Source organism: Streptomyces krungchingensis, from assembly GCF_054729265.1.
Window position 1 is genome coordinate 3,403,901 of the sequence record NZ_JBPUKY010000001.1, and the last position, 12,257, is coordinate 3,416,157.

Here is a 12,257-nt window from a genome sequence, read left to right on the forward strand (position 1 = left end):
TCGTACTCCGTCGCCGGGCCGCCCGGGTCGCCGCCATCCGGTTCCGGGGCGCCGGGTTCACCGCGCTCGGTCCGGAGGCCACCGCGGACGTCGCCCTCCTGGGACAGGCCGCCGGAGTCACCGCGGACGTCGCCCTGGGACAGGCCGCCGGAGTCACCGGGCTCGGTCGCCGGGACGCCGGGGGCGCCGCGCCGCTGCCGGAGACCGCCGGGCGCACCCCGCTCCGGTCCCGGGGTGCCGGGATCGCCGTAGGTGCGCTCCGGTGCCGGGAGTCAGACCTCGCCCGACTCCACGCGCTTCTTCAGGCCCGCCAGCGCGCGATCGATGATGACCTTCTCGGCCTTGCGCTTGATCATGCCGAGCATGGGGATCTTGACGTCGACGGTCAGCTGGTAGGTGACCTGGGTGGCACCCGTGCCCGCGGGCTTGAGGAGGTAGGAGCCGTCGAGCGAGCGCAGCATCTGGGACTTGACCAGGGTCCAGGAGACCTCGTGGTCGCCGGTCCAGGTGTAGCCGAGGGTCTGGTCGTCCTTGATGGCGCCGGCGTCCATGACGAGGCGCACCTGCTCGGCGCGGCCCTGGTCGTCGGTGGCGAGCACCTCGGCCTCCTTCACCTCACCCGTCCAGTCCGGGTAGCGGGCGAAGTCGGCGATCACCGCCATGACGTCAGCCGGTGCCGCCTCGATCGTGATGCTCGAACTGGTGTGTTCCGCCATCGCGGTGGCTCCTCCAGATGCGGTCCGGTGAGGGAGGGTGGGGCGCACGTGTGTGCAGCGTGAAGGCTACCGCGCACAGCCGCGGGCGCTATCACCCCACCTGGGGTTCACCGGCCCCGGCGCCTCACCACTCCAGCGCCCAGGGCGTGCCCGTGGCCGCGAAGTGGCCCACATTGACGCATTCCGTCGCCCCGACCCGCATACGGGAGGCGAGCGGCTGGTGGACGTGGCCGAACAGGGCGTAGCGCGGGCGTGTGCGCCGGATCGCGTCCAGGAGGGCGCGGGAGCCGCGCTCGAAGCGGCGTGCCACCGTGTCGTACACCAACTCCGGCACCTCCGGCGGGATGTGCGAGCACAGCACGTCGACCTCGCCGACCGCCTCGACCTTGGCGGCGTACTCCTCGTCGCTGATCTCGTAGGGCGTCCGCATCGGCGTCCGCAGTCCCCCGCCGACGAACCCGAAGACCCGGCCGCCGATCTCCACGCGTTCGCCGTCGAGGACCTGCGTACCGGGCCCGGCGTACTCCGGCCACAGGGTCGGCATGTCGACATTGCCGTAGGTCGCGTACGTCGGCGTCGGGAACACGGCGAACATCTCGGCGTACTGCTTGCGCACCGCCTTCTCGATGGCGGCGGCCCGGTCCGCGCCGATGCCCGACCACAGACGGGCACCGAACGCGCGCGCCTCCTCGAAGCGGCGGGCGGTGCGCAGCTCGACGATGCGGTCCGCGTTCTCCACACCGAACAGGTCCGGGAAGATGCCGCGCGAGTGGTCGGCGTAGTCGAGGAAGAGCACCAGGTCACCGAGGCAGATCAGGGCGTCCGCGCCGTCCCCGGCTCCGGCCAGGTCGCGCACGTTGCCGTGCACGTCACTGACCACATGAATGCGCGTCCTCGCGTTACCGACCGGTGTGGGTGCCATGACGATCAAGCGTAGGCGTGTGGGGCAAACGTGAATAGAGGCGGTCGGACCTGCGGTTACTGGCTAGTCAGGAATTGCGTGGACTACTGTGCGCGAAGGAACGCCAACACGTGTGACGCACAGAACATCTCGCCGGGACCCCCTGTCGAAGACGCCATACCGGCGGGTAACGTCCGGGCAGTCCAGTCGTACTCAGGTTTTCAACAAGTGATCACCCGAGTACCTGCCCGAGCCTTGGACCGCACCGTCGCATCACACAGAGTCGTGGCGTCGGCGCCCTATGAGGAGCAGCAGTCTTGCGCGAGTTCAGCCTTCCGGCTTTGTACGAGGTCCCTGCGGACGGAAATCTCACCGACATCGTCCGCAGAAACGCCGCGCAGCATCCCGACGTGGCCGTCATCGCCCGCAAGGTCGGCGGCACCTGGACGGATGTCACCGCCACCGCCTTCCTCGCCGAGGTGCACGCCGCGGCCAAGGGCCTGATCGCCTCGGGCGTGCAGCCCGGCGACCGGGTGGGCCTGATGTCCCGCACCCGCTACGAGTGGACGCTGCTCGACTTCGCGATCTGGAGCGCCGGCGCGATCACCGTGCCCGTGTACGAGACCAGCTCCCCCGAGCAGGTCCAGTGGATCCTCGGCGACTCGGGCGCGACCGCCTGCATCGTCGAACTGGACGCGCACGCCGCCGCGGTGGACTCGGTGCGCGACCGGCTGCCCGCCCTCAAGCACGTCTGGCAGATCGAGGCCGGCGGCATCGAGGAGCTGGGCCGGGCCGGCAAGGACGTCAGCGACGCGACCGTCGAGGAGCGCAGCTCCCTCGCCAAGGCCGACGACCCGGCGACCATCGTCTACACGAGCGGGACCACCGGCCGCCCCAAGGGCTGTGTGCTCACCCACCGGGCGTTCTTCGCGGAGTGCGGCAACATCGTCGAGCGTCTGCGCCCCCTGTTCCGCACGGGCGAGTGCTCCGTCCTGCTGTTCCTCCCGCTGGCGCACGTCTTCGGCCGGCTCGTGCAGGTCGCGCCGATGATGGCGCCGATCAAGCTCGGCTGCGTCCCCGACATCAAGAACCTCACCGACGAGCTCGCCGCGTTCCGGCCGACGCTGATCCTCGGTGTGCCGCGCGTCTTCGAGAAGGTCTACAACTCGGCGCGCGCCAAGGCCCAGGCGGACGGCAAGGGCAAGATCTTCGACAAGGCGGCGGACACGGCGATCGCGTACAGCCGTGCCCTGGACACCCCGTCGGGTCCCTCCCTCGGCCTGCGGATCAAGCACAAGACCTTCGACAAGCTGGTCTACAGCAAGCTGCGCGCGGTGCTCGGCGGGCGCGGCGAGTACGCCATCTCCGGCGGCGCGCCGCTGGGCGAGCGCCTCGGTCACTTCTTCCGCGGCATCGGCTTCACGGTGCTGGAGGGCTACGGCCTGACCGAGTCCTGCGCGGCGACCGCGTTCAACCCCTGGGACCGGACGAAGATCGGCACGGTGGGCCAGCCGCTGCCGGGCTCCGTCGTCCGGATCGCCGACGACGGCGAGGTGCTGCTGCACGGCGAGCACCTGTTCAAGGGCTACTGGAACAACGAGGCCGCGACCGCCGAGGCGCTGGCCGACGGCTGGTTCCACACCGGTGACATCGGCACCCTCGACGAGGACGGCTACCTCCGCATCACCGGCCGCAAGAAGGAGATCATCGTCACCGCGGGCGGCAAGAACGTCGCCCCGGCCGTGATCGAGGACCGCATCCGTGCGCACGCGCTCGTCGCGGAGTGCATGGTCGTCGGCGACGGGCGTCCGTTCGTCGGCGCGCTGGTCACCGTCGACGAGGAGTTCCTGGGCCGCTGGGCCGACGAGCACGGCAAGCCGGCCGGTTCGACCGCGGCGTCGCTGCGCGCGGACGCGGATCTCCTCGCGGCGATCCAGGACGCCGTCGACGACGGCAACGCCGCCGTGTCCAAGGCGGAGTCGGTGCGCAAGTTCCGCATCCTCGCGTCGCAGTTCACCGAGGAGTCGGGGCACCTGACGCCGTCGCTGAAGCTCAAGCGCAATGTGGTGGCGAAGGACTACGCGGACGAGATCGAGGCGATCTACCGGGGCTGAGCCCTTCGGATGCCTTCAGGGCGCGGGTCCTCACCGAGGATTCGCGCCCTCCGCGTTTTCCGGGTCTGGCGACGGAGTCCCCGGGTAGGCCCTCGCTCCGCCGCCCCTTGCCCCTGAGGGCTCCGCCCCCAGACCCCCGTATCGGCCTGGACGGCCTCGTCCTCAAGCGCCGGACGGGCTGAAATCAGCCCCTCCGGCGTTTGAGGAGCGGGGTCCGGGGCGGCGCCCCGGGTACGGGACGGGCAGGGGCGGAGGGGGCGAGTGACCGCTACAGCAGCTCCCGCAGGCGTTCGGCCAGCAGGTCCCAGCGCCACTTCTCCTCGACCCAGGCGCGGCCCCGCTCGCCCATGCGGCGGCGGAGCTCGGAGTCACCGAGGAGGGTGACGACGCGGTCGGCCGTCTCGGACGGGGAGCCGCCGCGGACGACCCACCCGGTCTCACCGTCGAGCACCGCGTCCGGCGCCCCGCCGGAGTCCCCGGCCACGACGGGCAGCCCGGTCGCGGACGCCTCCAGGTACACGATGCCGAGCCCCTCGACGTCGAGACCCCCGCGCCGCGTACGGCAGGGCATCGCGAAGACGTCGCCGGCGCCGTAGTGCGCGGGCAGCTCCGACCAGGGCACCGCCCCGGTGAACCGGACCGCCTCGCCGACACCCGTGTCGTAGGCGAGTTTGCGCAGGTCCCGCTCGTAGGGCCCGCCGCCGACGATCAGGAGCACCGCGTCCGGCTCCTTGGCGAGGATGCGCGGCATGGCGAGGATCAGGGTGTCCTGGCCCTTGCGCGGCACGAGACGCGAGACGCACACGACGACGGGGCGGTCGGTCAGGCCCATCCGGGCGCGGACCACGTCACCGCCCGAGGAGGGGTGGAAGGTCTTCTCGTCGACGCCGGGCGGCAGCTGGACCATGCGCGCGGCGGCCTCGGGGGTCAGCGCGGAGGCGATCCGGGAGCGGGTGTACTCGCCGAGGTAGGTGATCGTGTCGGTGGACTCGCCGATGCGGCGCAGCAGTCCGCGGGCCGCGGGCAGTTGCGCCCAGCCGGCCTCGTGCCCGTGGGTGGTGGCCACGATCCGCCGCGCACCGGCCCGGCGCAGCGCCGGCGCCATCAGACCGAGCGGTGCCGCGGCCCCGAACCACACCGAGGTGCAGCCGTGCTCGCGCAGCAGTCCGACGGCCCGCCGGGTGGCCCCCGGGGTGGGCAGCAGCATCGTCGTGCGGTCGCGCACGACGGTGAAGGGCTGCTCCGCGTCGAAGGCGGCGGTGGCCTCGGCGCCCTCGCGGCCGCGCTTCCAGGTGGAGGCGTAGACGACGAGCCGCTCGGGGTCCAGGCGCAGCGCCATGTTGTGCAGGAACGCCTGGATGCCGCCCGGCCTGGGCGGGAAGTCGTTCGTCACGATCAAGGTCTTGTGCATCGTGTTCGACACTATCGAACCTATACTCACAGCTCCGCACGGCCGCGCTTGACGGCTCGCGCACAGGGCGGCGCGACATCATGACCACGGCGCACGCGGCACGCAGCGGGCTCCGCGACGACGCGACCGCGGGCCGTGCGGGACCACGGCAGCACAGCACATTCGCTCCGGACGGACAAGGACCAGGTGGGCATGACGGGCACTAGGGGGGCGTGGTTCCCGTACGGACCGCTCGCGCTGCTCGGGACCTGGACCCTGACCAGGGTGCTGCTGCTCCTGTTCGTGTTCAAGGTGTACGTCTTCCCCGGCCCCGACGTCACGAGCGACGTCTTCGTGATCTACCAGGGCTGGTACGAGGTCCTGCGTGACGGCACCTTCCCGCTGGACGACGTCACCTGGCAGTACCCGCCGGCCGCCGCGCTCGCGATCCTCTCCCCCGCGCTGCTGCCCTCCCTGGGCTACGCGCAGGCGTTCTTCGTGCTGGCCTGCGTCGCCGACCTGGTGGTGTTCGCCCTGCTCTTCTACGCGGGCCTGCGCCCCGGCAAGACCCTGCGCGGGGCCTGGGTGTGGGCGGTCGGGGTGCCGCTGCTCGGTCCGACCGTGTACGCCCGCTACGACGTGATGGTGACGGCCGTCGCGGTCGCCGCGCTGCTCGCCGGCGCGCGCCATCCGCGGATCATGGGGATGCTCACCGGCTTCGGCGCGCTGGTGAAGGTGTGGCCGGTGCTGCTGCTGGTGGGGGCCGTCCGGCGCCGGGCCTGGGCCGCGGCCGCGGTGACGGCCGCGGTGATCGCGGTCGTGTTCGGACTGGCGATGCCGGGCGCGTTCTCCTTCCTGACGTTCCAGCGCGACCGCGGCACCGAGGTGGAGTCGCTCGGCTCCCTGGTCTTCCACGTGGCGCGCGGGCACGGCTGGGACGGTCAGGTGCTGCTCAACTACGGCTCGGTGGAGTTCCTCGGCCCGTACGTCGACGTGGTGAGCACGGCGGCGCTGGTCCTCACCGGGCTCGCCTTCGGCTGGCTGCTGCTGTGGCGGCTGCGCGTCAGGCGGTTCCTGCCGCACACGCTCGCGGACGCCGCGTTCGTGGCGGTGCTGATGTTCACGACCACCAGCCGGGTGATCAGCCCGCAGTACATGGTGTGGCTGGTCGGGCTCGCGGCGGTCTGTCTGTGCTTCCGCCGCAGCGGGATGACCCTGCCGGTCGTCCTGGTGCTGGCCGCGTGCTTCGTGACCGTCCTGGAGTTCCCGGTCTGGTTCTCGCACGTCGTGGGCAGCGATCTGCTGGGCGTGAGCCTCCTCTTCGCGCGCAACGGCCTGCTGGTGATCGCCACCGTGCTGGCCGCCCTGGAGCTGTGGCGGAGCACGGTGTCGGACCCGGCGCCGAGGGTGCCCCCTCAGGCGACCCGCACCCAGGAGAGCCTGGCGTCCTCCTGACGCCGGGCCCAGGTGCCCAGCGCCGCGCACTGCACCGTCATGGACAGGGCGAGGGCGAGGCAGATCCCGGGCAGTCCGAGCCCCGACAGGACGTAGGCGAGCGGTAGCTGGACCGCGGTGCCGAGCAGGGTGACGCGCAGCAGGACCGGCGCTCCCCCGCTCCCCTCGAAGACCCCGCCGAGCGCGATGCAGCAGGCCATCAGCAGCAGGTACGGGCCGACGCAACGCAGGAACAGCACTCCGTCGTGCGCCACGCCTGGACCGGCGCCGAAGGCCCGCATGATCCACGGTGCCAGCGTGCCGAGCAGACAGGCGGCGGACAGTCCGGCCGCGCCGGCGACGAGGACGGCCTGCCGCCCGATGGCGCCCCGCTCGTCGCGCCCGGCGCCGCGGGTGTGCGCGGTGTGGATCGAGGCGGCCTGCCGGACCGCGTAGAACGCCATGGTGGCGACGTACATGACCTTGTAGGCGATGGAGTACGCGGCGACGGCCGTCACCCCGAGCCGGGCCACGATCGCGACCAGGACCAGCGCGCCGCCCTGCCGCAGGGTGAAGTCGGCGGACATCGGCAGCCCGGTCCGCAGGGTGCGGCGCAGGGCGGCGGCGGTGGACCGTGCGGGCGGGGTCGGGGCGGCCTCGCGCAGCAGGGAGTTCCGGCGCAGGGCGCGCAGCCCGGCCGCCAGGGCCACGCAACGGCAGAGCACGGTCGAGGCGGCGGCGCCGGGGACGCCGTACGCGTGGATGAGGAGCGGGTCGAGGCAGAGGATCAGACCGTTGGCCAGCAGGGCCAGGCGCATGGGGGTGCGGGTGTCGCCGGTGCCCTTCAGGATGCCGTCGACGAGGTTCTGCGCGAAGAAGACCGCGATGCCCGGCAGGGAGATCGCGAAGTACTGCACGGCGAGCACCGTGGCCTTCCCGTCACCGCCGAGCACCAGCCGGGCCAGCGGTTCCCGCAGCAGCAGACCGCCGGCGACGACCGCTGGGGTGACCACGGCGCACAGCGCCCATCCCCCGCGTACGGCCGCGCGGACCTCGCCCGGGTCCCGGGCGCCACGGGCGTGCGAGACCAGCACGGTGGTGCCGGACGCGAAGACCAGGGCGACGCCGAGCAGCACGTTCTCGGTGTTGGTGGCGACGGCGACGGCCGCCACGGCGGCGCCGCCGAGCCGGGAGACCCAGAGGGTGTTGATGACCCCGGAGGCGACGGAGGCGAGCAGGGAGAGGTAGACGGGGTGGGCGAGCGCGATGAGCTGCTTGCGGTGCGCGTTCACGGGAGCTCCCTCGGTGCGGGCGGCCCGGTGGGCCTCCCTGGACGGGCGGGCCCGGCCAGGGGCCGCCTCGGTACGGGCGCCCGGCGGGTGCGGTCCGCCGCGACACCTCGATCAGAGTTACCTCGTTTCGAGGTATCTCGATAAGAGGTACCATGGCGCCAAGAGACCCGCAACCACGGAGCCGCCGCATGCTGGAGCTGTCGATCCTCGGTTTCCTGTCCGAAGAGCCGCTCCACGGCTATGAGTTGAAGGAGCGCATCAAGGCGCTCAGCGGCCATGTCCGCCCGGTCAGCGACGGGGCCCTCTATCCCGCGATCACCCGCCTGGTCGACGCGGGCAAGCTGGACCAGCGCACCGAGCCCGGCAGCAGCGCGGCCCCCCGCCGCATCCTGTCGCTCACCGACCGGGGCCGCGAGGATCTGCTGGAGCGGCTGCGCCACCCCAAGCAGGCGGAGATCACCGACCACGTGCGGTTCAACACCCTGCTGGCCTTCCTGCGCCACCTGCCCGACCGGCAGGAGCAGGCCGCGGTGCTGCGCCGCAGGCTGGACTTCCTGAGGACGCCGGCGAGCTTCTTCTACCGCGACGGCGAGCCCGTGCGGGCCGAGGACAGCGGTGACCTGTTCCGGGAGGGCATGCTGCGGGTGGCACGTGCGACGGGCGAGGCGGAGCGGGCGTGGCTGACCGAGGCGATCACCCGGCTGGAAGCAGCTGCGCCCTGAGGTAGTCCCGCCACTGCGCGGTGAAGCGCTCCGGCGTCGTGTGCAGCACGTCCCGCAGCGCGTCCTCGACGGCCCCGGCACGCTTGTCGTGGTCGCCGACGGCGCGGTAGAAGTCGTTCAGGCGGACCTCGCCCCACCGGTCCGCGATCAGCCGGCAGGCCAGCCAGCCGCCCTCGTACGCCCGTGCCAGCCGAGCCGCGTCCCCGCTGAACCCGAAGTCCCCGTCCACGGGAAGCGCGGCCGGCAGGCTCCCGTCCCGCACGGCACGCTCCAGCTCCGGCGCGACCTGCGAGGCCGTCCGCCCGCTGCCGCGGTAGCCGACCCAGTCCGCGTACCCCTCGGAGAGCCACAGCGGTGTGGCGGCCGAGGTGTGGGCACGGGTGGCGACATGGGTCGTCTCGTGGGTGAGCACGACCTGCTTGCCGAAGTCGCCGAGGACGCCGAACGCGTCGGGATTGACGATGATCCGGTCCGCGGGCGCCTTCCCGGACCCGCCCGCCTCACCCGTGGTGACCGCCGCGATCCCCCGGTACCCCGACGCCGGGGCGCCGAGCAGCCCAGCCATGCCCTCCAGCGACTTCGGCACGAGCACGACGACGTGCCGCGACCAGTCCGTGCCCCACGCCCCGGACGCGGCGGGCACCGCGCGGTCCGCCAGCCCGGCGTAGTCGCGCAGCCGCTCGGCGGACTGCCCCACCCCGAGCGCCAGACTGTGCTCGCCGTGCACGACCGTCACCGGCCCCTGCTCCCACAGCTGTTCGCTGGCCTTCTTCGCGGGCTCGTCGGACGCGACGTACCAGGTCCCGCCGGCGCGGACCAGGCGCAGGGTGCGGCCGACGGTGACGGGCGCGGCGTCGTACCCCTCGATGCGGTAGCGCAACTGGGCGTCGGCCGTGGCCCGGTCGCCGGTGCGGTGGACATCGGTCACGCGGTACGCCCAGGACTCCAGCGGGACGGCGCGCAGGTTCGCGAAGGCCGGATCGGCACCGGCCGGCCGACCGGTCGCCCGGTACGCCGGCTCGTCCCGGGCGAGCACCGCGGCGGCCCGCAGGTCGAGGACCCGTTGCACCTCGGCCGACACGGTGTCCGAGGACGCCCGGCCGCCGCAGCCGACGAGCACGGCGAGCAGCAGCACCAGGGAGAGTCCCGCTCTCGACGCACGCCTTCGACCAGCCACGTTCCCGATCGTACGGCTGCCCGGGCGCTTCGGGCTCCGGTCCGGCCGCGGTCAGACCCTGGTGACCGACGAGACCGGCATCATGCCCACCGGGTCGTACCGCACCGGAGCGCCGGGGTACGGGGCGTGGATCACCTGGCCGTTGCCCATGTACATCGCGATGTGGCTGGCGTCGGACCGGTAGGCGATGAGGTCGCCGGGCTGCGCCTGGGAGAGCGGCACCTGCCGGCCCGCGTACCGCTGGGCCTGCGAGGTACGCGGCAGCCCGACCCCGGCCTGCGCGTACGACCACTGCATGAGGCCCGAACAGTCGAAGCCGCCCGGCCCGTTGGCGCCCCAGACGTAGGGGCGGCCGAGCGCGGAGCGGGCCGCGGCGACCGCGGCGGCCGCGCGGGCCGAGGACGGGACGGCGTCCCCGAGGTCGGGCAGGTCCGAGCGGCCGGAGCGGGACGCCCGGTCGTAGGCGGCGCGTTCGGCGTAGGGCAGCGAGTTGAGCAGCTGTCGCGCCTCGGCGAGCTTTCGCTCCACGGTCCGTTTGTGCCGCGCGACGGCCTTGCGGCTCTTCTCCAGTTCGGCGAGCTTGCCGGTGGCCTCCTCACGCTTCTGCGCGAGTTCCCGCATGGCGAACTGGAGATCCTTGAGCTCTCCGGCCTGGTGGGAGCTGATCCGGTCGAGAGCGGCGGCCTTGTCGATGTACTCGGCCGGGTCGTCGGAGAACAGCAGCGCGAGGGAGGGGTCGAGGCCGCCGGAGCGGTACTGGGCGCCCGCGAGCGAACCGACCGCGTCCCGCATCGTGTTGATGCGCTCCTGCTGCCGGGCGATCTCGTCCTGTGCCGTGCCGACCTGCTCGCGCAGCGAGTCGGCCCGCTCGTCGGCCTTGTTGTACGCCTCGGTGGCCTTCTCCGCCTGTGTGTACAGGCGGTCCACCTCGGCCCGGGTGTCGTCCTGCGGTGCCGCGGAGGCGGGCAGGGTGCCGAGTGCGGCGGCCGCCGCGGACATCACGCAGGCGGCGAGGCCGAAGGCGCCGACGCCCCGGTCGAAGCCGGACGGTGCAAGGCGGCGATGAAACCCCACGGGTGGCCGCTCTCCCTTCCGCTGACGGTCCCCCGGATTGGGGGAAACGCGCCAGACAGTAGCCGCGCGACTACGCAACGGCCAAAGGTCCCTGCGGGCACACAAAGTGACGCCCCGCCTCAGACGCAGGTCACGGACGGGTCGCGGGGTCAGGCGGCGGTACCGCAATTCGCCCGTTTGGGCGGAGCGACGCGAGCCCCCGCCGATGCTTCGGCGAGGGCTCGTCAGGAGGCGTGCGTCAGATCCGGACGCCGAACTGGAAGGGCATGTTCCCGATCGACTCGTAGCGCACGACGGTGCCGGTGCGCGGGGCGTGCAGCACCTGGCCGTTGCCCGCGTACAGGCCGACGTGGTGCATGTCGCCGTAGAAGATGACCAGGTCGCCGACCTGGAGGTCGCTCTGCGAGTAGATGCGCGTGCCCGCGTTGGCCTGCGCCTGGGAGGTGCGCGGGATGGAGACACCGGCCTGGGCGTAGGCCCAGGAGGTGAGACCGGAGCAGTCGAAGGAGCTGGGGCCGGAGGCGCCGTAGACGTACGGCGAGCCGATCTTGCTCTGGGCCGCGCCGAACGCGGCACCGGCACGGCCGGAGGCGGGGGCGCCGGAGCCGCCCAGGGCGCTGCGCTCGCTGGCACGGCTGGCGCGGGCCTGCTCGGCGTCGAGGGCCGCCTTCTCCTTGGCCGTCAGGGTGTTGAGGAGCTTCTGCGCCTCACCGAGCTTGCCCTGGACTTCCTTCTTCTTCTTGGCCAGCTCCGTGCGGGTGTCGGCGAGGTCCTTGAGCTTCTCGGAGGCCTCGGAACGCTGCTGGGCGAGCGAACGCTGCTTCTCCTGGACCTTCTTGAGCGCCTCGACCTGCTGAGCGCTCAGCTGGTCCATCGCGGACGCCTTGTCGAGGTAGTCGTCCGGGTCGGAGGAGAGGAAGAGCGCCACGGAGGGGTCGATGCCGCCGGACCGGTACTGGGCGCTGGCCATCGAACCGAGGCCGTCGCGCAGCTCGTTGAGCTCCTCCTGGCCGCGGGCGACGTTGTCCTGCAGGGAGCTGATCTGCTTCTGCAGCTTCTCCTGCTTCTCCTTGGCGCCGTTCAGCTTCTCGGTGGCCTTCTCGGCCTCCTCGTAGAGCTTGTCGACCTTCGACTTGACCTCGTCCTTGCTCGGCTTCTCGCTCGGCGCGGCATTGGCGGCGTTGGCGCTGAGGGCCACGGCAGCGGCGGCGGCGGTGGTGAGCACGGTCACACGGGTGCGGCTCGGCTGCTTGGGTCGACGGTGGGACGCCACGAAGGCGAGCTCCTTCTTCCTCCAGCCGCCTGCCGAGGTGCGACGGGCGGTGCCCCTCCACCGTCACTCCCAATGAGTGATCACCCGAGCGGAGGTTCGAGGCCTGACCCTAGTGACCTTCCTGTGATCAGTTCAAATCCTCATAGGAAAAATCTCGGTCACCG

10 protein-coding genes are annotated in these 12,257 nt (G+C 72.2%); 3 read left to right on the plus strand and 7 right to left on the minus strand.

The genetic code is table 11. The features are described from left to right. Positions 1 to 272: 272 nt before the first annotated feature. Both ACSYGO_RS15180 and ACSYGO_RS15185 read right to left on the minus strand, forming a co-directional pair. The gene (locus ACSYGO_RS15180) at positions 273 to 716 is read right to left on the minus strand and encodes an SRPBCC family protein (protein WP_095933775.1); all 444 of its coding nucleotides are present in this window, start codon (positions 714 to 716) and stop codon (positions 273 to 275) included. A 124-nt stretch (positions 717 to 840) separates the two neighbouring features. Then, positions 841 to 1,596: a metallophosphoesterase family protein gene (locus tag ACSYGO_RS15185; RefSeq protein WP_426676051.1), complete on the minus strand. Its 756-nt coding sequence runs from the start codon at positions 1,594 to 1,596 to the stop codon at positions 841 to 843. A 338-nt stretch (positions 1,597 to 1,934) separates the two neighbouring features. Here ACSYGO_RS15185 and ACSYGO_RS15190 point away from each other — a divergent pair, with 338 nt between their 5' ends. After that, a complete protein-coding gene (locus ACSYGO_RS15190) occupies positions 1,935 to 3,731 on the plus strand; it encodes an AMP-dependent synthetase/ligase (RefSeq protein WP_426675840.1) in 1,797 nt (598 codons plus the stop codon). A gap of 268 nt (positions 3,732 to 3,999) precedes the next feature. Here ACSYGO_RS15190 and ACSYGO_RS15195 read toward each other — a convergent pair whose 3' ends face one another. Next, positions 4,000 to 5,142 carry a glycosyltransferase family 4 protein gene (locus ACSYGO_RS15195; protein WP_426675839.1) on the minus strand — a complete coding sequence of 381 codons (1,143 nt, stop codon included), beginning with the start codon at positions 5,140 to 5,142 and terminating at the stop codon, positions 4,000 to 4,002. A gap of 192 nt (positions 5,143 to 5,334) precedes the next feature. Between ACSYGO_RS15195 and ACSYGO_RS15200 the strand changes: the two genes are divergently transcribed. Beyond that, complete coding sequence (locus ACSYGO_RS15200; RefSeq protein WP_426675838.1) at positions 5,335 to 6,576, plus strand: glycosyltransferase 87 family protein; 1,242 nt, start codon at positions 5,335 to 5,337, stop codon at positions 6,574 to 6,576. On the opposite strand, the gene ACSYGO_RS15205 is transcribed toward ACSYGO_RS15200, so the two are convergent. Further along, the gene (locus tag ACSYGO_RS15205) at positions 6,537 to 7,847 is read right to left on the minus strand and encodes an MATE family efflux transporter (RefSeq protein WP_426675837.1); all 1,311 of its coding nucleotides are present in this window, start codon (positions 7,845 to 7,847) and stop codon (positions 6,537 to 6,539) included. The two genes, ACSYGO_RS15200 and ACSYGO_RS15205, sit on opposite strands and share 40 nt — an antisense overlap. Positions 7,848 to 8,035: 188 nt before the next feature. Here ACSYGO_RS15205 and ACSYGO_RS15210 point away from each other — a divergent pair, with 188 nt between their 5' ends. Next, positions 8,036 to 8,569 (plus strand): PadR family transcriptional regulator, encoded by a 534-nt coding sequence (locus ACSYGO_RS15210; protein WP_432173307.1) that lies wholly within the window; start codon positions 8,036 to 8,038, stop codon positions 8,567 to 8,569. On the opposite strand, the gene ACSYGO_RS15215 is transcribed toward ACSYGO_RS15210, so the two are convergent. From ACSYGO_RS15215 to ACSYGO_RS15225, 3 genes are all read right to left on the minus strand, one after another. Next, positions 8,541 to 9,746 carry a hypothetical protein gene (locus ACSYGO_RS15215; protein ID WP_460386859.1) on the minus strand — a complete coding sequence of 402 codons (1,206 nt, stop codon included), beginning with the start codon at positions 9,744 to 9,746 and terminating at the stop codon, positions 8,541 to 8,543. The genes ACSYGO_RS15210 and ACSYGO_RS15215 overlap by 29 nt on opposite strands. 51 nt (positions 9,747 to 9,797) lie before the next feature. Further along, a complete protein-coding gene (locus ACSYGO_RS15220) occupies positions 9,798 to 10,820 on the minus strand; it encodes a C40 family peptidase (RefSeq protein ID WP_426675834.1) in 1,023 nt (340 codons plus the stop codon). Between the two features lie 238 nt (positions 10,821 to 11,058). Beyond that, positions 11,059 to 12,093, minus strand: a complete 1,035-nt coding sequence (locus ACSYGO_RS15225; RefSeq protein ID WP_460386860.1) for a C40 family peptidase — start codon at positions 12,091 to 12,093, stop codon at positions 11,059 to 11,061. Between the last annotated feature and the right edge of the window lie 164 nt (positions 12,094 to 12,257).